The sequence below is a fragment of the Streptomyces nigra genome (genome assembly GCF_003074055.1).
In the GTDB taxonomy this organism is placed as follows: Bacteria; Actinomycetota; Actinomycetes; order Streptomycetales; family Streptomycetaceae; genus Streptomyces; species Streptomyces nigra.
Genome location: NZ_CP029043.1, coordinates 4785334 through 4808448, shown reverse-complemented (window position 1 = coordinate 4808448; position 23115 = coordinate 4785334). Strand labels below are relative to the sequence as shown.

24 protein-coding genes are annotated in these 23115 nt (G+C 70.9%); 8 read left to right on the top strand and 16 right to left on the bottom strand.

Translation table 11 applies throughout. The features are described from left to right. Positions 1–10: 10 nt before the first annotated feature. Entirely contained in the window at positions 11–2398 is a 2388-nt protein-coding gene (locus tag DC008_RS22420; RefSeq protein WP_108708490.1) for a transglycosylase domain-containing protein, read from the bottom strand. A gap of 247 nt (positions 2399–2645) precedes the next feature. Here DC008_RS22420 and DC008_RS22415 point away from each other — a divergent pair, with 247 nt between their 5' ends. The 6 genes from DC008_RS22415 (at position 2646) to ahpD (ending at position 8140) form a co-directional block, all read left to right on the top strand. Next, positions 2646–3593 carry an SPFH domain-containing protein gene (locus tag DC008_RS22415; protein WP_108708489.1) on the top strand — a complete coding sequence of 316 codons (948 nt, stop codon included), beginning with the start codon at positions 2646–2648 and terminating at the stop codon, positions 3591–3593. Beyond that, on the top strand, positions 3590–3835 hold the full coding sequence (locus DC008_RS22410; RefSeq protein WP_108708488.1) for a type II toxin-antitoxin system antitoxin: 246 nt from the start codon (positions 3590–3592) through the stop codon (positions 3833–3835). The genes DC008_RS22415 and DC008_RS22410 overlap by 4 nt, the downstream gene beginning before the upstream one ends. Positions 3836–3940: 105 nt before the next feature. Then, positions 3941–4465, top strand: a complete 525-nt coding sequence (locus DC008_RS22405; protein WP_108708487.1) for a PadR family transcriptional regulator — start codon at positions 3941–3943, stop codon at positions 4463–4465. Beyond that, a complete protein-coding gene (locus DC008_RS22400; RefSeq protein WP_055621791.1) occupies positions 4462–5151 on the top strand; it encodes an ABC transporter ATP-binding protein in 690 nt (229 codons plus the stop codon). Before DC008_RS22405 ends, DC008_RS22400 begins: the two co-directional genes overlap by 4 nt. After that, positions 5148–7484 carry an ABC transporter permease gene (locus DC008_RS22395; RefSeq protein ID WP_108708486.1) on the top strand — a complete coding sequence of 779 codons (2337 nt, stop codon included), beginning with the start codon at positions 5148–5150 and terminating at the stop codon, positions 7482–7484. The genes DC008_RS22400 and DC008_RS22395 overlap by 4 nt, the downstream gene beginning before the upstream one ends. 116 nt (positions 7485–7600) lie before the next feature. Further along, entirely contained in the window at positions 7601–8140 is a 540-nt protein-coding gene (gene ahpD, locus DC008_RS22390; protein WP_108708485.1) for an alkylhydroperoxidase, AhpD family, read from the top strand. Positions 8141–8147: 7 nt separating this feature from the next. On the opposite strand, the gene DC008_RS22385 is transcribed toward ahpD, so the two are convergent. The 5 genes from DC008_RS22385 to DC008_RS22365 all read right to left on the bottom strand — a co-directional run bounded on the left by DC008_RS22385 (position 8148) and on the right by DC008_RS22365 (position 14730). Further along, on the bottom strand, positions 8148–9539 hold the full coding sequence (locus tag DC008_RS22385) for an AI-2E family transporter (protein ID WP_123954024.1): 1392 nt from the start codon (positions 9537–9539) through the stop codon (positions 8148–8150). A 134-nt stretch (positions 9540–9673) separates the two neighbouring features. Continuing rightward, positions 9674–10366 carry an aggregation-promoting factor C-terminal-like domain-containing protein gene (locus tag DC008_RS22380; protein WP_450494210.1) on the bottom strand — a complete coding sequence of 231 codons (693 nt, stop codon included), beginning with the start codon at positions 10364–10366 and terminating at the stop codon, positions 9674–9676. A gap of 436 nt (positions 10367–10802) precedes the next feature. After that, positions 10803–12128 carry an RNA 5'-3' helicase PhoH2 gene (gene phoH2 / locus DC008_RS22375; protein ID WP_055621787.1) on the bottom strand — a complete coding sequence of 442 codons (1326 nt, stop codon included), beginning with the start codon at positions 12126–12128 and terminating at the stop codon, positions 10803–10805. 323 nt (positions 12129–12451) lie between these two features. Further along, entirely contained in the window at positions 12452–13225 is a 774-nt protein-coding gene (locus DC008_RS22370) for an isoprenyl transferase (RefSeq protein WP_108708484.1), read from the bottom strand. A gap of 719 nt (positions 13226–13944) precedes the next feature. Beyond that, positions 13945–14730 (bottom strand): methyltransferase domain-containing protein, encoded by a 786-nt coding sequence (locus DC008_RS22365; RefSeq protein ID WP_108708483.1) that lies wholly within the window; start codon positions 14728–14730, stop codon positions 13945–13947. Between the two features lie 50 nt (positions 14731–14780). Between DC008_RS22365 and DC008_RS22360 the strand changes: the two genes are divergently transcribed. After that, complete coding sequence (locus tag DC008_RS22360) at positions 14781–15296, top strand: DinB family protein (protein ID WP_108708482.1); 516 nt, start codon at positions 14781–14783, stop codon at positions 15294–15296. A 14-nt stretch (positions 15297–15310) separates the two neighbouring features. Here DC008_RS22360 and DC008_RS22355 read toward each other — a convergent pair whose 3' ends face one another. Continuing rightward, the gene (locus DC008_RS22355) at positions 15311–16189 is read right to left on the bottom strand and encodes an LLM class flavin-dependent oxidoreductase (RefSeq protein WP_108708481.1); all 879 of its coding nucleotides are present in this window, start codon (positions 16187–16189) and stop codon (positions 15311–15313) included. Positions 16190–16257: 68 nt separating this feature from the next. On the opposite strand from DC008_RS22355, the gene DC008_RS22350 reads away from it, so the two are divergent. Then, positions 16258–16623: a DUF192 domain-containing protein gene (locus DC008_RS22350; RefSeq protein WP_108708480.1), complete on the top strand. Its 366-nt coding sequence runs from the start codon at positions 16258–16260 to the stop codon at positions 16621–16623. Positions 16624–16644: 21 nt separating this feature from the next. Here the strand turns inward: DC008_RS22350 and DC008_RS22345 are convergent, their stop codons facing one another. From DC008_RS22345 to DC008_RS22305, 9 genes are all read right to left on the bottom strand, one after another. Beyond that, on the bottom strand, positions 16645–17259 hold the full coding sequence (locus DC008_RS22345; RefSeq protein WP_055621781.1) for an OmpA family protein: 615 nt from the start codon (positions 17257–17259) through the stop codon (positions 16645–16647). Between the two features lie 7 nt (positions 17260–17266). Continuing rightward, positions 17267–17851 carry a hypothetical protein gene (locus tag DC008_RS22340; RefSeq protein ID WP_108708479.1) on the bottom strand — a complete coding sequence of 195 codons (585 nt, stop codon included), beginning with the start codon at positions 17849–17851 and terminating at the stop codon, positions 17267–17269. A 15-nt stretch (positions 17852–17866) separates the two neighbouring features. Next, a complete protein-coding gene (locus DC008_RS22335) occupies positions 17867–18505 on the bottom strand; it encodes a pilus assembly protein TadG-related protein (RefSeq protein ID WP_108708478.1) in 639 nt (212 codons plus the stop codon). After that, the gene (locus DC008_RS22330; RefSeq protein ID WP_055621778.1) at positions 18502–18696 is read right to left on the bottom strand and encodes a Flp family type IVb pilin; all 195 of its coding nucleotides are present in this window, start codon (positions 18694–18696) and stop codon (positions 18502–18504) included. Before DC008_RS22330 ends, DC008_RS22335 begins: the two co-directional genes overlap by 4 nt. 123 nt (positions 18697–18819) lie before the next feature. Further along, on the bottom strand, positions 18820–19542 hold the full coding sequence (locus DC008_RS22325; RefSeq protein WP_108708477.1) for a LuxR C-terminal-related transcriptional regulator: 723 nt from the start codon (positions 19540–19542) through the stop codon (positions 18820–18822). Between the two features lie 9 nt (positions 19543–19551). Further along, complete coding sequence (locus DC008_RS22320) at positions 19552–20445, bottom strand: DUF5936 domain-containing protein (RefSeq protein WP_108708476.1); 894 nt, start codon at positions 20443–20445, stop codon at positions 19552–19554. Between the two features lie 11 nt (positions 20446–20456). After that, entirely contained in the window at positions 20457–21404 is a 948-nt protein-coding gene (locus DC008_RS22315; RefSeq protein WP_108708475.1) for a type II secretion system F family protein, read from the bottom strand. A gap of 10 nt (positions 21405–21414) precedes the next feature. Beyond that, a complete protein-coding gene (locus DC008_RS22310; RefSeq protein ID WP_108708474.1) occupies positions 21415–22752 on the bottom strand; it encodes a TadA family conjugal transfer-associated ATPase in 1338 nt (445 codons plus the stop codon). A gap of 12 nt (positions 22753–22764) precedes the next feature. Continuing rightward, positions 22765–23115, bottom strand: coding sequence for a TadE/TadG family type IV pilus assembly protein (locus tag DC008_RS22305; RefSeq protein ID WP_055621774.1), 351 nt, complete (start codon positions 23113–23115; stop codon positions 22765–22767).

Genomic DNA, 23115 nt, shown 5'->3' with positions numbered 1-23115 from the left:
CCGGGCCGTACTAGTCCTCGTCGTCGGGGCGGGCCGGGTCCAGGGTGATGCCGCCCGTGGGCCGGCCCGTGGGGTCGGTCGTGGGCTTCTGGGTGGTCGGCTCGTCCGTCGGTTCCTGCGTGGTGGGTTCGTCGGTCGGTTCCTGGGTCGTGGGCTCGTCCGACGGTTCCTCGGTGGTGGGCTCGTCGGTCGGTTCCTCGGTGGTCGGCGTCTGCGACGGCGTCGGCGTCCAGGTGGGCCGGACCCCGGCGCCCTGGTCGGTCTGGAGGCTGAACCGCGCGTCGGGCCTGGTCACGCCGAACATGTACGAGGCCCAGATCTTCGCCGGGAAGCCGCCGCCGTTGACGCGGTCGAAGCCGCCGGCGCCGTACATCTTGGTCTGGGCGTGGGTCTTGGCGTCCTCGCCGAACAGGCCGACGGAGGTGACCAGGTCGGGCGTGTAGCCGGTGAACCAGGCGGACTTGTTGTCGTCGGAGGTGCCGGTCTTGCCGGCGACCTTCTGCCCGCTGCGCTTGGGGTTGTTCGCCACGGCCTGGCGGGCGGTGCCGTCGTCGACCACGCCGGTGAGGACGGAGGTGACGGTGTCCGCGGCGCGGCGGGAGATGACGCGCTCGCCGACGGGGTCGGGGATCTCGACCTTGCGGGTGTTGTGCTCGGCCTCCTTGAGGATGCCGGGGGTGACCTTCACGCCGTGGTTGTCGAGGGTGGCGTACACGCCGGCCATCTGGAGCGGGCTGGCGCCCATGGTGCCCAGGGTCTGGGCGGGTACGGCCTGGGCGTCCTCGGTGTCCATGCCGAGCGCGCCGGCGACGGCCATGACGTCCTTCATGCCGACGTCGACGCCCATCTGCGCGAAGACGGAGTTGACGGACTTGTTCATCGCCGTCTGCACGGTGATGTCGCCGTAGTCCTGGTCGTCCTCGTTCTCCGGGGCGAAGCCGACCTTGGCGCCGCCGTCGACGACCGGGCGCTTGCTGGTGCCGTCGTAGACCGTGTCGGCGGTGATCGGGTCGCCGTCCTGGGTCTGTGCGGCGTTCTCCAGAGCGGCCGCGAGGATCACCGGCTTGAAGGTGGAGGCGGGCTGGTAGTCGGCGCGGGTGGCGTTGCTCGTGTAGTGCTTGAAGTAGTCCTCGCCGCCGTAGAGGGCGACGATCTTCCCGGTCTTGGGGTCGACGGAGACGGCGCCGGCCTGGATGTTCTTGTCGACCTTGCGCTTCTTCGGGTCGAGCCGGGCGGTGAGTTCGGCCTTGACGGCCTTCTCCAGCGCGGCCTGCCGCTTCTTGTCGACGTTGAGGGTGATGGTCCAGCCCTGGTCGACGACGGCGGCCTCGGCCTGGGAGCGGGTGAGGCCCTGCTGCTCCATCAGCTGGTCCTCGAGCTGACGGTTGGCCAGCTCGATCAGATAGCCCTTCTGGCCCTCGCGGCCCGCGGCGGGCTTGGGCTCCCTGGGCACCGGCAGCTTGGTCATCTCCTGGCGTTCGGAGCGCTTCAGCCAGCCTTCCTCGACCATGTTGTCGAGGACGTAGTTCCAGCGGTTGGTGACGAGCTTCTTGCCGGTGTCGGACGCGCTCGACCAGTCGTACTGGCTGGGCGCCTGGAGGAGGGCGGCGAGGTAGGCGCCCTGCTCGACGGTCAGCTTCTCGGCGTCGACGCGGTAGTACGCCTGGGCGGCGGCCTGGATGCCGTAGGCGCCGCGGCCGTAGTAGCTGGTGTTGATGTAGCCGGCGAGGATGTCGTCCTTGGTCATCTGGCGGTCGACCTTCAGGGAGATGACCATCTCCTTGAGCTTGCGGCTGACCGTCTGCTCCTGGCTCAGGTAGTAGTTCTTGACGTACTGCTGGGTGATGGTCGAGCCGCCCTGCGCGCCCTTGCCCATCGCGGTGTTGAGCAGACCGCGGGCGGTGCCCTTCAGGTCGATGCCGTGGTCGTTGTAGAAGCTCTTGTTCTCGGCGGCGACGAACGTGTACTGGACCTTCTTCGGGACCTTGGACAGGTCGACGATCTCGCGGTTCACGTCGCCGGCGCGGGCGAGGACGCTGCCGTCGCTGTACTTGTAGACGTTGCTCTGGCGCTGCGCGGCCTGGGCGGCGGCGTTGTCGCCGGGGACGTCGACGTACAGGTAGAGCGCGATGAAGGAGCCGATGGCGAGCAGGCAGGTGCCCAGGAAGGTCCCGAGGATCTTCTTCCAGGTGAACAGCCGGCGTATCCGGCCCTTGCCGTCGCGGCCGGCGCCCTTGGCGGCACGGCGGGCGGCGGCGCGGCCTCCGCCGGACTCGGACGGTGTGCCGACGACCGTCGGCCCGTCGTCCCCGGTGCGCGGGGGCACCCCGGAGGAGCGCCGGGGCGCGGCGCGGTGGCCACTGCGCCCGCGCGCTCGTCTCTCTTCCGCTCGTCCCATGGTTCGTTCCGCTCCGCTTCGCTTGGGTGTGCGCTCCTGACACACGGGTTCGCCGCTTCCGGTCAGCTCCGAAAGCTAACACCGGAAGTTGTGACAAAGGGCTGCCGATCCGGGCTTTTACGGACGTGACAATCAGCACCCACCCCAACGGAACCGACGGCTCAGGAGGCTTCAAGGTTGCCCGCGTGGGGTAATCTGATATCACTTAGCTAGTCGGATGAGAGCACCAACGAACGGGGGCACCACCATGCCGAACGACAGGAACGACAGAAACGCCGCGGTGACGGCGGACGTGCCGGAGATGCCCGCGCCGCGGGTGCGCGAGTTCGCCGCCCACAGCATCGGCGGCGGGCTCGCCCTGCTGCTGGGGCTGGTCGGGCTGCTGGTGGGCGCGGGCCTGATCGCCGGGGCCACCGCGGTCGAGGGAGCCGGCGGCAAGGCGGCCCTGATCGTCGCGGGCGTCCTGGTCGCGGTCGCCGCGCTGCTCGCGATGTCGGGGCTGAACATGGTCGCGCCGGGCGAGGCCCGGGTGGTCCAGCTCTTCGGCCGCTACCGGGGCACGATCCGGCAGGACGGACTGCGCTGGGTGAACCCGTTCACCTCGCGGACGAAGATCTCGACGCGGGTGCGCAACCACGAGACGGCCGTCCTGAAGGTCAACGACGCCTACGGCAACCCGATCGAGCTGGCCGCGGTCGTGGTGTGGCGGGTCGAGGACACCGCCCAGGCCACGTTCGAGGTGGACGACTTCCTGGAGTTCGTCTCCACGCAGACCGAGGCGGCCGTGCGGCACATCGCCATCGAGTACCCGTACGACGCCCACGACGAGGCCGGTCTCTCGCTGCGTGGCAACGCCGAGGAGATCACCGAGAAGCTGGCCGCGGAGCTGCACGCGCGCGTGGAGGCGGCCGGTGTGCAGATCATCGAGTCGCGCTTCACGCATCTCGCGTACGCTCCCGAGATCGCCTCCGCGATGCTCCAGCGCCAGCAGGCCGGCGCGGTCGTCGCGGCCCGCCGGCAGATCGTCGACGGCGCGGTGGGCATGGTCGAGGCGGCACTCGCGCGGATCAACGAGCGGGACATCGTGGAACTGGACGAGGAGCGCAAGGCGGCGATGGTGTCGAACCTGATGGTGGTGCTGTGCGGTGACCGGGCTCCGCAGCCGGTCCTCAACACCGGGACGCTCTACCAGTGACGGCTTCCGCCGGGGGCTCCGCCCCGCAGGGCCGGCCGCAGCGCAAGCAGGTGCTGCTGCGGCTGGACCCGGCCGTGTACGAGGCGCTCGCTCGCTGGGCGGGCGACGAACTGCGCTCCGCCAACGCGCAGATCGAGTTCCTGCTGCGGCGCGCGCTGGCCGAGGCGGGCCGGCTGCCCGGCGAGGCGGGGCCGATCCCGCGCCGGGGCCGGCCCTCCGGGCGGCCGCCCGAGACGCCGTAGCGGAACCGTGACAATCAGCCCTCACCTGGGCCTTCACACACCCCGCCGACAACTGCACACCGTGCGTATACACACCGGGTATACACCCCGTGTAGTGTCCTCGGCATGTCCATCGGTCACACCCTTCTAGGGCTCCTTGAGTCGGGCCCCCGCCACGGTTACGACCTCAAGCGGGCCTTCGACGAGAAGTTCGGTCACGACCGGCCGCTGCATTACGGCCAGGTCTACTCGACGATGTCCCGGCTGCTGAAGAACGGCCTCGTCGAGGTCGACGGGATCGAGCCCGGCGGCGGGCCCGAGCGCAAGCGGTACGCGATCACCGACGCCGGCGTCACCGACGTCCAGCAGTGGCTCGCGACCCCGGAGAAGCCGGAGCCGTACCTCCAGTCGACCCTCTACACCAAGGTCGTCCTCGCACTGCTGACCCGGCGCGACGCCGCCGACATCCTCGACACCCAGCGCGCCGAGCACCTGCGGATGATGCGCATCCTCACCGACCGCAAGCGCAAGGGCGACCTGGCCGACCAGCTGATCTGCGACCACGCGCTCTTCCACCTGGAAGCCGACCTGCGCTGGCTGGAGCTGACCGCCGCCCGCCTCGACAAGCTGGCGGAGGTGGTGGTCAAGTGACTCCGCCCCCCGGCTCCCTGCTCGCGGCCTCCGAGCTGCGTAAGGCCTACGGCCCGACCGTCGCCCTCGACGGCGCCGACTTCTCCATCCACCCCGGCGAGGTCGTCGCCGTCATGGGCCCCTCCGGCTCCGGCAAGTCGACGCTGCTGCACTGCCTGGCCGGCATCGTCCCGCCCGACTCCGGGTCCATCGTCTACAACGGGCGCGAGCTGGCCACCATGAACGACTCCCAGCGCAGCGCCCTGCGCCGCTCGGAGTTCGGGTTCGTCTTCCAGTTCGGCCAGCTCGTCCCCGAGCTGACCTGCGTGGAGAACGTCGCCCTGCCGCTGCGGCTGAACGGCACCGGCCGCAAGGAGGCCGAGCGGACCGCGCTGACCTGGATGGAGCGCCTGGAGGTCGACGACCTGCGCAAGAAGCGGCCCGGCGAGGTCTCCGGCGGTCAGGGGCAGCGGGTCGCCGTCGCCCGCGCGCTGGTCACCAGCCCGCGTGTGCTCTTCGCGGACGAGCCGACCGGTGCGCTCGACTCCCTCAACGGCGAGCGCGTGATGGAGCTGCTGACGGACGCCGCCCGGTCCACGAACGCCGCCGTCGTGCTGGTCACCCACGAGGCGCGGGTCGCCGCCTACTCCGACCGCGAGATCGTCGTCCGCGACGGCAAGTCCCGGGACATGGAGCGCGTCGTATGAACGTGCGTCAGTGGGCCAGGGACCTCGGCATGGGGGTCCGGTTCGCCTTCGTCGGCGGCCGTGAGGGCTGGGTCCGTGCCCTGCTGACGGCCGTCGGCGTCGGCCTCGGGGTGGCGCTGCTGCTGCTCACCACCGCGATCCCCAGCATGCAGTCGGTCCGGCACGACCGGGAGAGCGCCCGCGCCGACGTCGACTACAGCGAGCTCGACAAGAGGCCGAACGACCACAGTCTGATCGTCGCGGACGTCGACACGGACTGGCGGGACAAGGACATCCGGGGCCGCGCCATCGAGCGCGAGGGCGCGAAGGCGCCGCTGCCGCCGGGCGTCGACCGCTTCCCCGCGCCCGGCGAGATGCTCGTCTCCCCCGCCCTCGAACGGCTTCTGAAGTCGGACGACGCCAAGCTGCTGCGTGAGCGGCTGCCCGAGAAGATCGTCGGCACCATCGGGGAGAGCGGACTGGTCGGCTCGCAGGAACTCACCTTCGTCCGGGGCGGCGAGGGCCTCGCGCAGGCGATCGACGGCGCCCGGGTCGCCCGGATCGACCGGTTCGGGGACACGAGCCCCGCCGAGACCCAGACCGACCCCGTGCTGCTGCTGATGGTCATCGTCGTCTTCGTGGTGCTGCTCATGCCGGTCGGCGTGTTCATCGCCGCGGCCGTCCGCTTCGGCGGCGAGCGGCGCGACCGGCGGCTCGCGGCGCTGCGGCTGGTCGGCTCCGACGGGCGCATGGTCCGCCGGGTCGCGGCCGGTGAGGCGCTCGCGGGCGCCGTGCTCGGCCTGGTCTTCGGCACCGTCTTCTTCCTCATCGGACGCCAGGTCGCGGGCTCCGTCGAGGTGTTCGGCATCAGCGTCTTCCCGAGCTATCTGAACCCCTCCCCCGCGCTGGCCCTGCTCGTCGGCCTCGCGGTGCCGGCCGCGGCCGTGATCGTCACCCTGTTCGCGATGCGCGGCGTGGTGATCGAGCCGCTCGGCGTCGTCCGGACGGCGAAGCCCGCGCGACGCCGGCTGTGGTGGCGGCTGCTCATGCCGCTCGCCGGTCTGGCCATGCTGTGGCCGATGATCGGCCAGGGCCGCACGAACGGCACCTTCAACGCGTACCTGGTGATCGGCGGTGTGCTGCTGCTGCTCATCGGTGTCACCACCCTGCTGCCCTGGGTCGTCGAGGCGGTCGTCGCCCGGCTCGGCTCGGGCGGTGTGGCCTGGCAGCTCGCCGTCCGCAGGCTCCAGCTGAGCAGCGGTACGGCGGCCCGCATGGTCAACGGCGTCGCGGTGGCGGTGGCCGGCGCGATCGCCCTGCAGATGCTGTTCGCCGGTGTCGAGAGCGACTACACCAAGGACAGCGGCAAGGACGTCGCCCGGGCCCAGATGGAGGTGTCGCTGTCGCGAGACACCGGGATCGGCCCGGCGGCGGAGCGGTTCCGCGGCACCGAGGGCGTCGAGAAGGTCTTCGCCTACGACCGGGGCTATCTGGGCGACCGGCGCAGGGAACCGGAGAAGGGCCTCGAGTTCAGCGTCGGCGACTGCGCGTCGCTGCGCGAAGTGGCCACCCTGCCCTCCTGCAAGGACGGCGACGCGTTCTACGTGTCCGACGCCGAGTGGGACACGGACACCCCGAAGCTGGCGAAGCAGCCCGGCCGGACGATGTACCTCGACCCGTCGTACGAGGGCGGACCTCGGCGCGCGGAGATCGCCTGGAAGATCCCGAAGGGGCTGAAGCCGGCCCACGCGCGTCAGGACCTCACGGGCGGCGAGCGCGGCGGCCTCCTCCTCACGCCGAAGGCGGTGGACCCGTCGACCGCGCCCGCGCTGCGCGGCCAGGTGTACCTCCAGCTCGACGACTCCGTGGCGAACGTGCACGACCTGGCGCGCAACACCGCGGCGGCCGTCGACCCGCTGTCGAATCCGATGAACTGGTACAGCACGGAGACGTCCACGCGCTACGCCACCATCCGCACCGGCCTGTTCGTCGGCGCCGTCTGTGTCCTGGCACTGATCGGGGCCAGCCTGCTGGTGTCCCAACTGGAGCAGTTGCGGGACCGCAAGAAGCTGCTGTCCTCGCTGGTCGCCTTCGGCACCCGGCGGCGCACCCTGAGCCTGTCGGTGCTGTGGCAGACGGCCATCCCGATCGCCCTCGGGCTGCTGCTGTCGGCGATCGTCGGCGTGACGCTGGGCACGGTCCTGCTGAAGATGACGGAGACGCCGGTCACCATGGACTGGGGCAGCATCCTGTCGATGACGGGCGCCGGCGCGGCCGTGATCATCGTGGTGACGCTGCTCAGCCTGCCGCCGCTGATGCGGCTGATGCGCCCGGACGGCCTGCGCACGGAGTGACGCCCGTCCAGCCCCGGCCGGTGGCCGTACCGCCTCGCGCGGTGCGGCCACCGGCCGTACGTGTTCGGGCGGGCTGTGCCAGGATCGGTGGGGTCCGACCCCCAGGAGCGCGCGTCATGTCCCTCGACTCCCTGAAGTCCCGCCTACCGCACTACGCCCCGGACCTGCGGCGCAACCTGGACGCCGTGTTCGGCCGTCCGCGCCTTTCGGCGCAGCAGCTGTGGGGCACGGTGCTCGCCACCGCGATCGCCGCCCGCTCCCCGGTCGTGCTGCGCGAACTGGCGCCGGAGGCGAGGGCGAACCTGTCGCCGCAGGCGTACACCGCGGCGAAGTCGGCGGCCGCCGTGATGGCGGTGAACAACGTCTTCCACCGCACCCGGCATCTGCTGTCCGACCCCGGCTACGGCGAGTTGCGCACGGGCCTGCGGATGAACGTCCTCGGCGATCCGGGCGTGGCCAGGGTCGACTTCGAGCTGTGGTCCCTCGCGGTGTCCGCGATCAACGCCTGCGGTGCCTGCCTGGACGCGCACGAACGGGTGCTGCGCAAGGCGGGCCTGGACCGGGAGACGGTCCAGGAGGCGTTCAGGATCGCGTCCGTGATCCAGGCCGTCGGCGTCACGCTGGACGCCGAGGCCGTCCTGGCCGACGTCGAGTAGACCCCGCTCAGGCCTTGGGCGCGGGGGCCTCGGTGTCTCCAGGCCCCTCGCCGGGGCCGTCCGCCGCCTCGACGGGCCCGCCCACGGGCTCGGGGACGGCCGCTTCCGGCACGGCCCGTCCGCTCTCCAGGTCCAGTTCCAGCGAGTACCGCCGCAGATAGCCGACGATCGTGTTGGTCACCGCCACCAGCGGGACGGCCACCACGGCGCCGCCGATACCGGCCACCATGCCGCCGGCCGCCACCGCCAGCACGACCGCGAGCGGATGCACACGGACCGCGCGGCCGAGGATGAAGGGCTGCAGGATGTGCCCCTCGATCTGCTGGACGGCGAGCACCACGACCAGCGTCATCACGGCGGTGAAGACACCCTGGGTCACCAGGGCGACGACCACCGCGAGCGCGCCCGACGCCACGGCGCCGACCAGCGGGATGAAGGAGAACAGGAAGATGAACACGGCCAGCGGCACGGCCATCGGGACGTCGAGGAAGTAAATGCCGATGCCGATGAAGACGGCGTCGATGAGGGCGACCACGACCGTGCCGCGCACATACGCCGTGAGCGTCGCCCAGGCCCGCGGTCCGGCGCCGGCGACACCGGGCCGGGCGGCGGCCGGGACCAGCTTGAGGGTCCACTGCCAGATCCGCTTGCCGTCGTAGAGCAGGAACAGCGTCGAGAAGACGGACAGCAGGATGCCGGTGAGGGCCTCGACGATGACCGTCACGCCTTCGAGGCCGGCGGAGGTGATCTCGTCGGTGTTGGCGCCGACGGCGTCCCGCAGGTTCTCCGCGATCTCGTTGATCTGCTTGTCGGTGACGTGGAACGGGCTGTTGAGCAGCCAGTTGCGCAGCTCGTCGATGCCGTCCTGGATCTGGTCGGACAGGTCGTCGATGTTCTCCATGACCTGCCAGGTCACGAACCAGCCCATCAGCCCGATGACGACGAACCCGAGGATCGCGGTGAGGGCGGTGGCCAGTCCGCGCGGGACCCCGCGCCGGGTCAGCCAGGCCACCGAGGGCTGCATCAGCGCCGTCAGGAGCAGGGAGATGACGAAGGCCAGCACGACCAGTTGGACCGCGCTGATGATCCGCATCAGCACCCAGAGGGTCCCGGCGAGGACCAGCAGCCGCCAGCCGGCCTCCGCGGCGACCCGCATCCCCCACGGCACGGCCTGGGCGGGGTCGGGGCGCGGGGGCGCGCTGACGGGCGCCCGCTCGGGGCGCCGCTGTGCGGTGCCCTTGGACATGGGGACGTCACCGGCCGCGGGCCCGGCGGACGGCCGGTCGGCGGGGAGCTCGTCGCTCTCCCGCTCCGCCGCGGCACGGCGTTCGTTCAACCGCTCGCTCATCTCGGTCAGTCCGGCTCCGAGCCGGCCGAGCCACCCTGGCACTCGTGACATGATCCGTCCTCTTCCCCCGTCCGTGCCCACCACTCCTCCCCGGAGCCGGTCCGACGCTACAGGGGCGGCGCGCGGCAACGCGAAAGCCCCTCACCTGAAGACGGTGAGGGGCGATGCGGGGTTGAGCGGCGGGCCTAGTACCAGTGGTTGGCCTGCCAGAAGCTCCACGCGCCACAGGGGCTGTCGTAGCGCTCGTTCATGTAGTTCAGGCCCCACTTGATCTGGGTGGCCGGGTTCGTCTGCCAGTCCGCGCCGACGGACGACATCTTCGAACCGGGCAGAGCCTGGAAGAGGCCGTAGGCGCCCGAGGACGGGTTCACGGCCCGGTAGTTCCAGCTGGACTCGTGGTCCACGATGTTGCTGAAGCACTGGAACTGGTCGGCCGGCACCATCTGGCGGGCCATCGCCTGGATCTGCGCGATCGTGTAGGAGCTCTGAACGGGGAAGTCGGCGGAGGACCGGGAGGCCTTGGACTGGGCCTCTTCACGCTCCTTGGCTTCCTTGGCCGCCTTCTCCGCCTTCGCGGCGGCTTCCTTCTTCTCGATCGCGCTCTGGGCGGCAGCCTTGCGGGCCGCCTCCTCGGCGTCCTTCTTGGCGCTCGCGTCCGCGGCGATGGCCTGGACGTCCGCCTGCGCCGACAGGGACTCGGTCTGCACCTGGGCCTGCTGGCCCGCGGGTATGTCCGCGAGGAGCGTCGTCTCGGCTGCCGTCGCCTCGGCGTCGTTCGTCTGCGCGGTGCTGCCCGAGGCAACGCCGACGACGCTTCCGACAGCGGTGACCGCGGTGGCAGACGCCACTGCGAATCCCCTGACCGAAATCGGACTCACACGGTTTCCTTCCAGCATCGCCCGCTTCGGTGACCCTGGCGGACGCAATCGTGCCCCTGGCGCTGGCCTCCCAACTGCGGGGTCACGGGAGGCACGGACCCGCTGGGCAACTCCCTTGCGAGGAGCGCCGCGTGTTGACTCGGGCGGCATACGACGTCGCTATGCAGTTGGTGGTGCTGCTGTGGCGCCGTACCGCTGGGGGCACGACTGTGTCGTATGCGGGGCCTGACAGGAGTGAGACTCTGCCGCACCCGCACACCGCAAGGCAATTCTGTGTTGCGTGTGAAAGCTCACACCCAGTTTGCCCCTGGGCTTTCCCGGAAAGCGGCACACGCCAAGGCGCCGCCCGGCTAGGCTCTTCGCCTTTCCGGACGGCGCCAACTGACGCGTAACCGCTATGAAGTTGGGCAGTCCTCCGCAGGAGCGTGCAGACCCGTCAGATCTGCCCGTCCTCGAGCATTTCGGTAACAAGGGCGGCGATCTGGGACCTCTCGGACCGGTTCAGCGTGACGTGGGCGAACAGCGGGTGTCCCTTCAGCTTCTCGACGACGGCGACCACTCCGTCGTACCGGCCGACGCGCAGGTTGTCCCGCTGTGCCACGTCATGGGTGAGAACGACCCGTGAGTCGGCGCCGATCCGGGACAGGACGGTCAGCAGAACGTTTCGCTCCAGCGACTGCGCCTCGTCCACGATGACGAACGCGTCGTGCAGCGAGCGCCCGCGGATGTGGGTGAGGGGAAGCACCTCCAGCATCCCTCGCGCGGTGACCTCCTCGATGACCTCGCGGCTGGTGACCGCGGACAGCGTGTCGAAGACCGCCTGCGCCCAGGGGCTCATCTTCTCGGCCTCGGTGCCGGGCAGATAGCCGAGCTCCTGCCCGCCCACCGCGTACAGCGGCCGGAAGACCATCACCTTCTGGTGCTGACGGCGCTCCAGCACGGCCTCCAGTCCCGCGCACAGCGCCAGGGCCGACTTGCCGGTGCCGGCCCGGCCGCCCATGGAGACGATCCCGACGTCCGGGTCGAGGAGCAGGTCGAGCGCGATCCGCTGCTCGGCGCTGCGCCCCTTGATGCCGAACGCCTCCCGATCGCCCCGCACCAGACGGACGTTGCCGTCGGGGGTGACCCTGCCGAGCGCCTTGCCGCGCTCGGAGTGGATGGTCAGGCCCGTGTGCACGGGGAGGGCGGCGGCTTCGGGCACATGGACGCGGCCCTCCTCGAAGAGGATGTCCACCTGCTCGCCCGGAAGGGTCAGTTCGGACATGCCGGTCCAGCCGGAGGAGTCCGTGATGGCCAGTTCCGCGCGGTACTCCTCGGCGAGGAGTCCGACGGACGAGGCCTTGATCCTCAGCGGCAGGTCCTTGGACACGACCGTGACGTCGAACCCCTCCGCCTGCAGATTGCGGGCGACCGCCAGGATGCGGGAGTCGTTGTCCCCCAGGCGGTAGCCGCTGGGCAGCACGCTGGGGTCCGAGTGGTTGAGCTCGACACGGACGGTCCCGCCGAGGTCCCCCGTGGGGATGGGGGAGTCGAGACGGCCGTACCGGACCCGGAGGTCGTCGAGCAGGCGCAGGGCCTGCCGGGCGAAGTAGCCGAGTTCGGGATGGTGCCGCTTGGCCTCCAACTCCGTCACCACGACGATGGGGAGCACGACCTCGTGCTCGTCGAAGCGGCTCAGGGCGTTCGGGTCGGCCAGCAGGACGCTGGTGTCGAGAACATAGGTGCGCCGGTCGGGCTTGTGGCGCTTTGTGCTGGTCACCACGGAAGGACGTACCCCCTCGGATGAGGTCGGGGAGCGACGGAGTGGAGCTGGACCGGTCGTCGGCCTCGGTGCACGTCCCGCACGGGCCGGAAACCGGCCCTCCACTGCTTCGTCCGTGCCGTCACCGCACGGTCGGGCTGGTGCAAAGGGCCTCCCGGGCGGACGGCTCCGGCGCCGTCCGCTGAGATCCGACACCCGTGGTTCGGGCGTCGACCTGCTTGGTCTATGCCCTCGAACACGCGCCGCCATGCCGACGCATATGACGGCGCGCCGGTGAACTCCTCTTTACGTCCGTCCCCGCCGACTCACGCGGGGGTGCGGTCTCAGCCGCCGTAACGGCGGTGCCGTGCCGCGTAGTCGCGCAGGGCACGCAGGAAGTCGACCTTGCGGAAGGCCGGCCAGAAGACCTCACAGAAGTAGTACTCCGAGTGGGCCGTCTGCCACAGCATGAAACCGGACAGCCGCTGTTCACCGCTGGTGCGGATCACGAGGTCGGGGTCGGGCTGGTCGCCGGTGTAGAGGTGACGGCCGATGAGGTCGACGCTGACGGACTCGGCGAGCGCCTCCATCGAGGTGCCCTTGTCGTGCGCCTCGACGATCATCGAGCGCACGGCGTCGGCGATCTCCTGCCGACCGCCGTATCCGATGGCCACGTTGACCAGTATTCCGTCGACGTGGGCGGTGGCCTCCTCGGCCTCCTTGAGCGTGGTCTGCATCGGGCCGGGGAGCAGGTCCGGGGTGCCGACGTGGTGCACGCGCCAGCGGCCGTCGGCGGCGAGGGTGCGGACGACGTCCTCGATGATGCCGAGCAGGGGGACGAGTTCCTCCTGGGGGCGGTCGAAGTTGTCGGTCGACAGCAGCCAGAGGGTGACGACCTCGACGTCCGTCTCGCTGCACCAGCCGAGGAACTCCTCGATCTTCTCGGCGCCGGCCCGGTGTCCGTGCACGGTGGAGGAGCCGGCGGCCTTCGCCCAGCGACGGTTGCCGTCCATGATCACGCCGATGTGCTTGGGCACCTGAGCGTGGTCCAGGTGGCCTTCCACCCGGCGTGCGTACAGCCTGACCAGCAGGCCGCGCAGCCTGTCGCGCAGGTTCACGTGATTGTCAGCCCCTCCGTACGGATGCGGTCCCCGCGCATGGAGCGTACCGGGGTTCGGGGCGGGTGCGTCCCCGGGGGCGGGCCTGGAACAGTCCTGGAACAGAAGAGGGGCCGGTCCCGGAACTGGAGGCGGGCCGGTCCCGGAACAGAAAACGGGCCGGTCCGTGGGGGGAGACGGACCGGCCCGAGGGGGGGTTTCCACCATAACCCTTCGTAAGTGCTGCCGCGTGCATCAGCGCTGCACAACTACGCTCCGGAGTCGCCCGGCGACGGCCGGATGAGAGGCAAAACGACCCCTCGGGGCGGTGATACGGCGAGGCGCGCGCCTGTGACCAGGGAAAACGCGGATCGCTTGGCCGGTAATGGTGGGTTTGGCCGGTTGTGTGCGCCGCTCGGCCGATCGGGGGGCCATCCCTCCCAGGGGTGACCCCGGCCGCGAACGTCCGCTTGACGCTCCGGAGCCGGCCCCGGGGGCGGGTCGCAGCAGGGCAGGGCACCGCGCAGCCCCCTCCACCGCGCGGTGCCACCGCGCAGCTTTGCTTACGCGAATTGCCTTGGTCTGAACTTACGGGACGGCTTCACGGAAAGCGAGCCAACCCCCATAACAATGTGGAAAAGGCGAGGGCCCCTTGGATGCCGAGGCCGGAACCCCCGCCGAACCCTTGAATGTACGATTCGCGCCGTTTGCCGCAAAGGCGGCTACCTGCGGCCGGGGTCTCAGTGCCCCGGCTTGCGTGCGACGAACAGATGCCGGGTGCTGTGCGCCACGAAGGGCCCCTCGGACTCGATCCGCTCGTGCAGGGCGCGCAACCGGGGCCGGTACGCCTCGACGGTGAAGCCCGGCACCATCCACACCACCTTGCGCAGGAAGTGGACGACGGCGGCGATGTCGTGGAACTCCACCCGCAGGGTCTCGGCGCGCAGCTCCACGACCTCCAGGCCCGCGCCCTCGGCCTCGGCGCGTTCACGGTCCGGGTGCCGGGCGTCGCGCACCTCGTCCGGCTGGGGCCCGAGGAAGTACTCGACCAGCTCGAAGACGCGGCGCGGGCCGACGTGCTGGGCGAAGTAGGTGCCGCCGGGCCGCAGCACCCGGGCGATCTCCGCCCACGGGGCCCGGACCGGGTGCCGGCTCGACACCAGGTCGAAGGCCGCGTCGGCGAACGGCAGCGGCGCGTCCTCCGGCACGGCGACGACCGCGACCCCGCGCGGGGCGAGCAGCGCGGTGGCCTGGACGACGTTCGGCGGCCAGCCTTCCGTGGCGACGGCGAGCGCGGGGGTCTTCGGGGCCCGTCCGAGGGCGAAGTCGAGGGCCTCCCCTCCCCCGGTCTGGAGATCGAGCGCGGCCGTGGCGCCGGCCAGGCGGTCCGCCAGCGACACGGCGTACCCCCAGCTGGGCCGCTCCTCGGTGGCCCGCCCCTCGAACCACGAGAAGTCCCAGCCCTCGGTGGGCACAGCGGCGCCCTCCGCGACGAGTTCCTCGAACGACCTGCTGCGCTGTCCCATCCGGGCATGGTCGCAGGGCGGTGTCGGTGGCCGCTGATAATTTCCGGCCCATGACGAACCCCGCGGAGTTGAAGAACCCGACGTACACGGCGGACGAGAAGGCCGTGCTCCGCGAGAGCCTGGACCGGCACCGGGACGCGGTGCTGTGGAAGCTGGAGGGGCTGGACGACGAGGCGCTGCGCCGCCCGATGACACCGACCGGCACCAGCCTGCTGGGGCTGGTCAAGCACCTCGGCTCGGTGGAGTACGGCTGGTTCGTCGCGAGCTTCGGCGGCGAGGTCGAACCGCTGTGGTTCGACCCGTACAGCGACGAGGACATGCGGGCCGACCAGGGCGAGACGACCCAGCAGATCGTCGACTTCTACGGCCGGGCGCGCGCCGCCGCCGACCGTGTGATCGAGAGCAGGTCGCTGGACGAGCGGGGCCGGCCGGACTGGCGGGACGTCGAGGTGTCCCTGCGCTGGGTGCTCGTCCACATGATCGAGGAGACGGCGCGCCACGCGGGCCACATGGACATCGTCCGCGAGCTGATCGACGGGGCGGCGGGCAGCCACCGACCCGGCTGACGCTCACCCCCTGGTCAGGGGACCAGCGGGCGCACCTCCTCGGCCACGAACCGCACGAACCCCTCCGGGTCCGGCTCGTCCCCGGTCGGCTGCAGTACGACGGTGTCGGCGCCGGCCTCCGCATACCGCCGTACGGCCTCGGCGACGGCCTTCGCGTCTCCGGCGACCCCGAGCCCGGGCACGGACGCGACGCCCTCCGCGGCCAGTTCGGCCTGTACGCGCTCGGGGCCGTCGGAGCCGGTGGCGGCGAGCAGGTAGACGACGATCGGGTGCGGCCCGGCGTCGGTGCGCCCGGCCGCGCTCCGTCCCTCGTCGACGAGCTGCCGGGCCCGGCGTACGCCGTCCGGCGGGGTGGAGGCGGTGAGCAGGGTCCCGTCGGCGGATGCGCCGGACAGCCGCAGCGACCGGGGGCCGGTGACCCCGGCGATGACCGGCGCGGGTCCGTCCGGCGGCCAGTCCAGGGCCACGTCGTCGAGCTGGACGTACCGCCCCTCGACGGTGAGGCGTTCCCCGCGCAACAGGGCGCGCAGCGCGTCGAGATGTTCCCGCAGCAGCGTCACCGGCGACTCGGCGCGGGCGCCGACCTGCCCCATCCAGTCCTGCACGCCGTGCCCGAGGGCGAGGAGCGGCCGCCCCGGGAACATCCGGTGCAGGGAGGCGGCCTCCATCGCGGTGAGCGCGACGTTGCGCAGCGGCACGGGCAGCAGGCCGACGCCGACTCTCACCCGCTCGGTCCACGCGAGGGCGGCCGCGGCGGTGGAGACACCTCCCTCACGGAAGCAGTCCTCCCAGAGCCACAGTTCCTCCAGGCCCGCCTCGTCGGCGGCCCGGGCGACGGATCGCAGTCGTTCGGGGGCGAGTTGGGGGCGGAACACCGCGCCGAGTCCGGTCATGGGATCTTTCCTACCCGGGTATGCCCGGCAGGACAACGCGAAATCCGCGAAGGGCGGGAGGGGCCGCGATGGCTCGGCGGTGGCAGGACGGACGGGGCACGCTGGTCGTCCACGGGGACCGGGGCGAGGTGGCGGTGCCACTGGAGATCGCCGCGTCCTACCGTGCCCGGACGAAGGGCCTGCTGGGCCGGGACTCGGTCGACGGGGCGCTGCTGCTCACCCCGGCCGGCAGCGTCCACACCGTCCGGATGCGCATACCGATCGACGTCGCCTACCTTGACCGCCACCTCCGCGTCCTCGCCGTCCGCACGATGCCCCCGAACCGCCTGGGCCTCCCCCGCCTCCGCTCCCGCCACGTCCTGGAGGCGACGGCGGGGGCGATGGCGCGGTGGGGGGTGCGGGCGGGGGTGCGGGTCGATGTCGAGCTGGGCTGAGACGCGCTCCCCCGTCGGCGTTCACGAGCGGGGGAAGGACACCTCGACTCTGCGGTTCTTCTTGCGGCCGGCTTCCGTGGCGTTGGAGGAGATGGGGTACTGCTCGCCGTAGCCGCGGACCTCGTAGGTGATCGTGGAGTCGTCGAGCTCCGATTCCAGGACGCCCTGTACGGCGTTGGCGCGCTTGCGGGACAGGACGTCGCCGTGGGCCGAGGAGCCCAGGTTGTCGGTGAAGCCGAAGACCCGGATGCGGGTGGCGTTCTGCTTGCCGATCTCCTCCGCGATGGCGGCGATACGGGCCTTCGCCTCGCCGGTGAGCTTGGCACTGTCCTTGGGGAACAGCACCTCCGCCTGCAGCGCGAACTTCACGTCGGCGTTGGTGTCCTCGCGGCGCTCCTCACCGGCCTGGTCCTCGACGACCTGCTTGATGTCCAGCACCTTGGCGGCGGCGAGGGTGGCGCCCTCGGGCAGCTTGAGATCGGGGTCGTTGGCGTCGACCTCCACGGGCGCGGCGGCGGACGCCTCGGTGCCGGGCGGCACGGCGGGGTCGTCGTCGGCCTCGGCCGTGGTGGCGGTCAGGAGATTGGCGGCGATCATGACGCCGACCGCGGTCAGGGTGAGGGGGAGACGGGTCATGGGCGGCTCATCCGGAGATCTGGATGGAGGCGGAGGCGAAGGTGGGGAGTTGGAGGCTCACTTCCCCGGTGCTGGCCGGCGGGGCCGGGAACTGCATGAACACGGGGACGGTGTCACCGGCCTTGATGCGTGGCACGCCGGTGGTGGTCAGGGGGCGCCCGTCGGTGTCGCGCAGGACGTAGTAGCGCTTCTTGCTCGCCGAGTCGACGAGTGTGGCTCCGCCGAACGACGTCCCGTGCCGGACGATCTCCGTCTCGTCACCCGAGGTGCGCGCCGAGAGGCGGGCGGATTCGTCCCCGTCGTTCTTGAGCTCGCCGCTGACGGTGACGAATCCCCCCGAGTCCCGCTGGGCAGAGGTGATGCGCAGGATCAGTCCGTCCTCGCCCTTGAGTTCGGCGAGGAGTTCGTCGGTTCCCTCTTGTGTGCTCGGCTTGGATCCGTCGGTGTCCTTGGAGGTGGACGCGGAGCCCCGGGGCTTCTTGCCGTCGTCGCCGCCCCCTCCGCCGCAGCCCACCGCACCGAGTGCCAGCCCGGCCGCAACGGTCATCGCGACCATCCCCCGACCGGCCTTCGTAGAGAACCGCATGCTCATGTCCTGCTTCCTTCGTCACTCGTCGTTCGTTGCGTCGGCCAGGTGGACGTCGAACAGGTCCTCGGGGTCCGGAAGAGTGGTCGGGTCATCCGGATCCGGCTCCCAGTCCGTGTCACCGCAGTCGAGTACGGGCAGCGGAAGCGTCTCGTTCCCGTCGCCGTCACCGTTGTCGCCCTCCTCGTCCGTCGGAGGCTCGAAGGAGCAGCGCGGTTCGATCACCGCTGTCGCCGACGCGGTCGAGTGCAACTCCTCGGTCCCCGGGACGATGGATTCACCCACGGACTCCTGGGCGGTCACGTCGACCGTGTAGCCCAGCGGCCCCGACGGGCCACAGGCGTCGACATCGGCGCGATTCTGCTCCGCCAGTTCATACGCACGGGGGCAGCCGTCGAGCACCACCGTGTCCCCGTCCAGGAACTCCAGCCACTTGTCCGGGTCGTCGATCACCGACAACCAGTCCCCCGCAAGCTGGTCACGCGTGTCCTGCGCCGCCGCCAGCGCCGCCGCGTCCGCCGCCGTCTGCGCACCGTTGCGATTCACACCGGCCTGCCCGACGGCGAGATACGCGAACGCGAGAAAGAGCAGGCCCCCCACCACCGTGATGTATACGGGGAAGGCCTGCCCTGAGTCGCCCGGCGAGCGACGCCGCCTCATCCCGTGAGCTCGTCGATCTGCTCCACGATGGCGTCGTAAATGGTCTGCCCGATGTCCGTCCCCGTGATCGCCAGCACGATCGCCACCACCACCGCGATGATGCCCAGGTACTCCACCGCCGTCTGTCCCCTGTCGTCCCGTGCGGTGCGGGAGCGCAGGTACGCGGCGGTCGCGTTGATCCAGTTGCTCATGGGGGTCCCCTCCGGTGTCCGGCGATCGTTGAGCGCTCTGGGGAGAAACGTAGGCGGGAACGGCCGCGATGCCAGAGGTTCCCTGGACCCGTTTCCACGCCATGACCGAAAACAGTCGTCGCGTCATCGCCCCTCAGCTCCGCCCTGGTGTGAACCGGGCTGCGTACCACGCCACTTGGCTGCGGCCTCCGCCCGGTTGGTGCTGTGAAGTTTGGCGAAGATGCGGTTGATGTGGTTCTTGACCGTCTTTTCGGTGATGAAACAGGTGGCGGCGATCTGCTGGTTGTTCATGCCGGATGCGATGAGGTCCATGATCTCCGCCTCCCTCCTGCTCAATCGGAACCGTGACCGGTACGACGACTGTGCCATAGGTGGTTGCACTTGCGAAAGCCGTTCCGGTGAAGTCCCAGCTCTATAAGCTCGTTCGGTGTTTGCTTGCGCGAGTAGTGCGGCGACTGACGGGGTCAGGGGGGTCCGTCCCCGCTTCACCTCCCGTATCGCCGCCACCAGTTCGGATGCCGTGAACTCGCCCTGCACCAGGTAGCCGCTCGCTCCTCGGCGCAGTGCCTCCCTCGCGGTCTCCGGCTCCTCGGCGTACGTCAGCATCAAAACCGGAACCACACCGGCCAGTTGTGGGATGTCCAGGGCCGGCAGGTGCACGTCCGGCAGGACCGTGTCCGGGTGGTGGTGGCGGGCCGCCTCCTGGGTTTCGGGGCCGTCGGCCGTCTCCGCCACGATCCGCAGGGCGGTGTGGCCGGACAGCAGGGCGGTCAGGGCCGCCCGCGCCGCGGGGTCGCCGTGTGCCACGACGATCCGCAGCGCCTCCTGCGCCGGAATGCCGGTCATGTGCTCCCCCTACTCCCCCGTCAGCGTCCCGAAGTCCGTGCCGGACCCGAGCAGCAGGCCCGCGCCCAGCAGGATCAGCGTGGCCGGGACCATGAAGGTGGTGATCATCAGCGTGGCCCTGGGCACCGCGCGGGCCGCCTTGCGGCGGGCGTTCTGCGCGTCGGTGCGGCGCATGTCCTTGGCGAGGGCCACCAGGGTGTCGACGATCGGGGCACCCAGTTCCTCGCCCTGCTGGAGCGCGGTCACGAACATCGCGACCTGTTCGGAGTCGTTGCGGCGGCGCAGTTCCGCGAACGCCTGGCGGCGGCTCATGCCGAGGTCCATCTGGCGCAGGGTGATGCGCAGTTCGTCCGCCCAGGGACCCTCGTACCGGCCGGCGACGCGGTCGAGGGCCTGGCGGAAGCCGAGGCCGGCGCTGACCACGACGGCCAGGACGTCCAGGAAGTCCGGCAGGGTCCGTTCGATCTCGTCCTTCCTGATCCGGATGGCCGACCAGATGCCGACCTCCGTCCAGAAGGCCCCGAACGCGAGCAGCAGCAGCGCGACCAGCGGCTGTCCGCGCAGCAGGAAGACCAGGAAGCCGACGGCGCCGAGGAAGCCGTACACGGCGCGGCGGGCCGCGTACCGGTCGATGGTCAGGCCGCCGGGGTTGCCCGCGAGATCGATCTTGCGGCGGTACCGGGCGACCAGCTTGGGTCCCATGAGGCGCAGCACGGCCGGGGCGTACCGCATGCCCATACGGTCGACCAGGGAGTCCACGGCGCCGGTGCGGGTCGCGCCGACCTCCAGCGCGAGCGCCAGGTCGGCGGGGAGCTTGGTCTCCGCCCGGTACATGCGGACACCGGCGAAGACGCCGGCGACGCCGAGGGCCATGACGGTGGCGAGAAGCAGTCCGATTCCCATGTGCGGTCCCCTCAGACGTCGATCCGCGACAGGCGGCGGATCAGCAGGAAGCCGAGCGCGTACAGCCCGAACGCGATCAGGACGGCCGCCTGTCCGACAGGGCTGCCGGTCATCCGTTCCAGGGCGCCGTCCTTGACGCCGTTCATCAGGAACAGCGATCCGACGCCGAGCACGGGGACGGCGTACGACGTCATGCTGACCTGGGAGAGCTGGGTGCGGACCTCGCGCCGGGTCTCCTTGCGTTCCTCCAGGGTCTCGGTGAGGTTCCGCAGGGCGCTGACGACCTGGCCACCGGCCCGGTTGGACAGGACCAGCGTGGTGACCAGGACGACGAGTTCGCGGGAGGGGAGGCGTTCGGCGAGTTCGCCGAGCGCGTCGTCCATGGAGGCGCCGAGCGCCAGCTGGTGGGAGACCTTGGCGAGCTCCTCCCCGGCGGGGGCCTCCAGTTCCTCCGCGGCGAGGCCGATCGCGGTGCGCAGGGCAAGTCCCGCGTGCGCGGCGTTGGCCAGGATGCGGGCGAGTTCGGGGAGCTGGTTGATGAAGCGCTCGATGCGTTTCTGCCGTTGCCAGTCGAGGAACTGGACGGCCGCCCACGCGCCCAGCAGTCCGGCGATGGGGCCGAAGAAGGGGGCGAGGGCGGCCTGTCCGACCAGCCAGAGGCCGGCCACCACGGCGAGCATGGTCACGAAGAACTCGCCGGGGGTGATGTCCAGTCCGGTGGCGACCAGCCGCAGTTCGAGGCGACGGCCCAGGCGGGTGCGGCGCAGCCGGCGGTCCAGGTCGGCGAAGCGGCGGCGCCTGCCACCGGCGTCGGCGAGCTGACCGGCCGCGGTCAGACGGTCGACCAGGGCCTGGCGGCGGGCCCGTCCGGCGGCGTACGCCTGGACGCCCAGCACGGCCAGGACGCAGGTCAGCAGCGCGATGCCGGTGGTGAGCGTGATGCGGGTCTGCAGGTCCATGGGCGGGGTCCTACCTGGCCTCTCGGGTGGCGAGCTCGAGCGGGGACGCGGCGACGCCGAACGCCTGCGGGATCGGCTGGTTCGCCATGTAGAGGCGGTCGGCGGTGCGGCGCGGGAGCGGGTGGCAGGCGAAGGCGCCGTGGACGCGGCCGTCCGGTGTCATCGGCTGGGCGTTGAACCGCGCGACCGTGACCAGCCGGTACGGCTCGGCCCCGTGGCTGTCGAGGACGGCGATCTCGGTGATGCGGCGGGCGCCGTCCGGGAAGCGGGTCAGCTGGATGATGACGTCGACGGCGCTGTTGATCTGGTCGTGCAGCGCCTCGAAGGGGACGGCGACCTCGGACATGGACGCGAGGGTCTTCAGCCGCATCAGGGCGTCCTCGGCGCTGTTGGCGTGCACGGTGGCCAGCGAGCCGTCGTGGCCGGTCGACATCGCCTGGAGCATGTCGAGGGACTCGCCGCCGCGCACCTCGCCGACGACGATCCGGTCGGGGCGCATCCGCAGGGAGTTGCGGACCAGGTCGCGGATGGTGACCTGCCCCTTGCCCTCGACGTTCGGCGGGCGGGACTCCAGGCGGATCACATGGGCCTGCTGGAGCTGGAGTTCGGCGGAGTCCTCGATGGTGATGATGCGCTCGTGGGCGGGGATCAGGCCGGACAGGGCGTTCAGCAGGGTCGTCTTCCCGGTGCCGGTGGCGCCGGAGACGATGACGTTGAACTTGGCCTGCACGAGGCCGGCCAGCAGGAACACCATGGGCTCGTCGAGGGAGCCGAGGCCGGTCATCTCGTGCAGCGTGAAGGAGCGCGGGAAGCGGCGGATGGTGAGGGTGGCGCCGCTGAGGGAGAGCGGCGGGATGATGACGTTGACGCGCTCGCCGGACGGCAGCCGGGCGTCCACCATCGGGTTGGACTCGTCGACCCGGCGGTTCACGGTGGAGACGATCCGCTCGATGGTCTGCATCAGCTGGTCGTGGGAGGCGAAGCGGAGCGGCAACTGCTCGACGCGGCCGCCGCGTTCGACGAAGATCGCGTCGGGTCCGTTCACCATGATCTCGGTGATCGACGCGTCCTCCAGGAGCGGTTCGAGGATGCCGAGGCCGAGGGCCTCGTCGACGACCCGGCGGATCAGCTGGGAGCGCTCGGAGGTGGACAGCACCGGGCCCTCGCGGCTGATGATGTGCCCGAGCACCCGCTCCAGGCGGGCCCGGCGCTCGGCCGCGGCCAGCGAGCTCATCTCGGCGAGGTCGATCTCCTGGAGGAGCTTGGCGCGGTAGGAGGCGACGAGGTGGCCGTCCTCGCCCCGGCCGCCGTTCTCCTCGGGGGTGGTGATGCGTGACCTCAGGCTCATGGGGATCCTCGTTCAGTGGTCGAGCGGCATGATCGCGGTCTTCTCGGCGGGGTCGAATTCCCAGCCGGGGACGATCGACGGGATCTCGACCGTCGCCGTGACGGTGACCTCGTCGCCGCCCAGGGCGGGCGGGCAGCTGACCTCCAGCCATTCGCTGACCGCGGCGGAGCAGGCCTCCTGCGCGCTCTCGTCCAGGGAGGCGGCGCGGGCCCCGGCCCGGGCCGCGGTGCCGGCCTGCTGGGCGGCGTAGGCGATGAGGCCGAGCTGGATGCCGGCCAGGGCGACGAGGATCAGCAGCGGGACGAACCCGAGGTATTCGAGGGCGACCTGTCCGCGGTCGCGGTTCTTCCTGCCGTACGCCAT

Coding starts and splice junctions, on each gene's coding strand:
- DC008_RS22325 (WP_108708477.1), bottom strand. CDS start 19,542: ATGACCGGCATTCCGGCGCAGGAGGCGCTGCGGATCGTCGTGGCACAC.
- DC008_RS22310 (WP_108708474.1), bottom strand. CDS start 22,752: ATGAGCCTGAGGTCACGCATCACCACCCCCGAGGAGAACGGCGGCCGG.
- DC008_RS22350 (WP_108708480.1), top strand. CDS start 16,258: ATGGCTCGGCGGTGGCAGGACGGACGGGGCACGCTGGTCGTCCACGGG.
- DC008_RS22385 (WP_123954024.1), bottom strand. CDS start 9,539: ATGTCACGAGTGCCAGGGTGGCTCGGCCGGCTCGGAGCCGGACTGACC.
- DC008_RS22395 (WP_108708486.1), top strand. CDS start 5,148: ATGAACGTGCGTCAGTGGGCCAGGGACCTCGGCATGGGGGTCCGGTTC.
- DC008_RS22415 (WP_108708489.1), top strand. CDS start 2,646: ATGCCGAACGACAGGAACGACAGAAACGCCGCGGTGACGGCGGACGTG.
- ahpD (WP_108708485.1), top strand. CDS start 7,601: ATGTCCCTCGACTCCCTGAAGTCCCGCCTACCGCACTACGCCCCGGAC.
- DC008_RS22360 (WP_108708482.1), top strand. CDS start 14,781: ATGACGAACCCCGCGGAGTTGAAGAACCCGACGTACACGGCGGACGAG.
- DC008_RS22335 (WP_108708478.1), bottom strand. CDS start 18,505: ATGAGGCGGCGTCGCTCGCCGGGCGACTCAGGGCAGGCCTTCCCCGTA.
- DC008_RS22330 (WP_055621778.1), bottom strand. CDS start 18,696: ATGAGCAACTGGATCAACGCGACCGCCGCGTACCTGCGCTCCCGCACC.
- DC008_RS22345 (WP_055621781.1), bottom strand. CDS start 17,259: ATGACCCGTCTCCCCCTCACCCTGACCGCGGTCGGCGTCATGATCGCC.
- DC008_RS22405 (WP_108708487.1), top strand. CDS start 3,941: ATGTCCATCGGTCACACCCTTCTAGGGCTCCTTGAGTCGGGCCCCCGC.
- DC008_RS22305 (WP_055621774.1), bottom strand. CDS start 23,115: ATGGCGTACGGCAGGAAGAACCGCGACCGCGGACAGGTCGCCCTCGAA.
- DC008_RS22355 (WP_108708481.1), bottom strand. CDS start 16,189: ATGACCGGACTCGGCGCGGTGTTCCGCCCCCAACTCGCCCCCGAACGA.
- DC008_RS22320 (WP_108708476.1), bottom strand. CDS start 20,445: ATGGGAATCGGACTGCTTCTCGCCACCGTCATGGCCCTCGGCGTCGCC.
- DC008_RS22340 (WP_108708479.1), bottom strand. CDS start 17,851: ATGAGCATGCGGTTCTCTACGAAGGCCGGTCGGGGGATGGTCGCGATG.
- DC008_RS22420 (WP_108708490.1), bottom strand. CDS start 2,398: ATGGGACGAGCGGAAGAGAGACGAGCGCGCGGGCGCAGTGGCCACCGC.
- DC008_RS22315 (WP_108708475.1), bottom strand. CDS start 21,404: ATGGACCTGCAGACCCGCATCACGCTCACCACCGGCATCGCGCTGCTG.
- DC008_RS22365 (WP_108708483.1), bottom strand. CDS start 14,730: ATGGGACAGCGCAGCAGGTCGTTCGAGGAACTCGTCGCGGAGGGCGCC.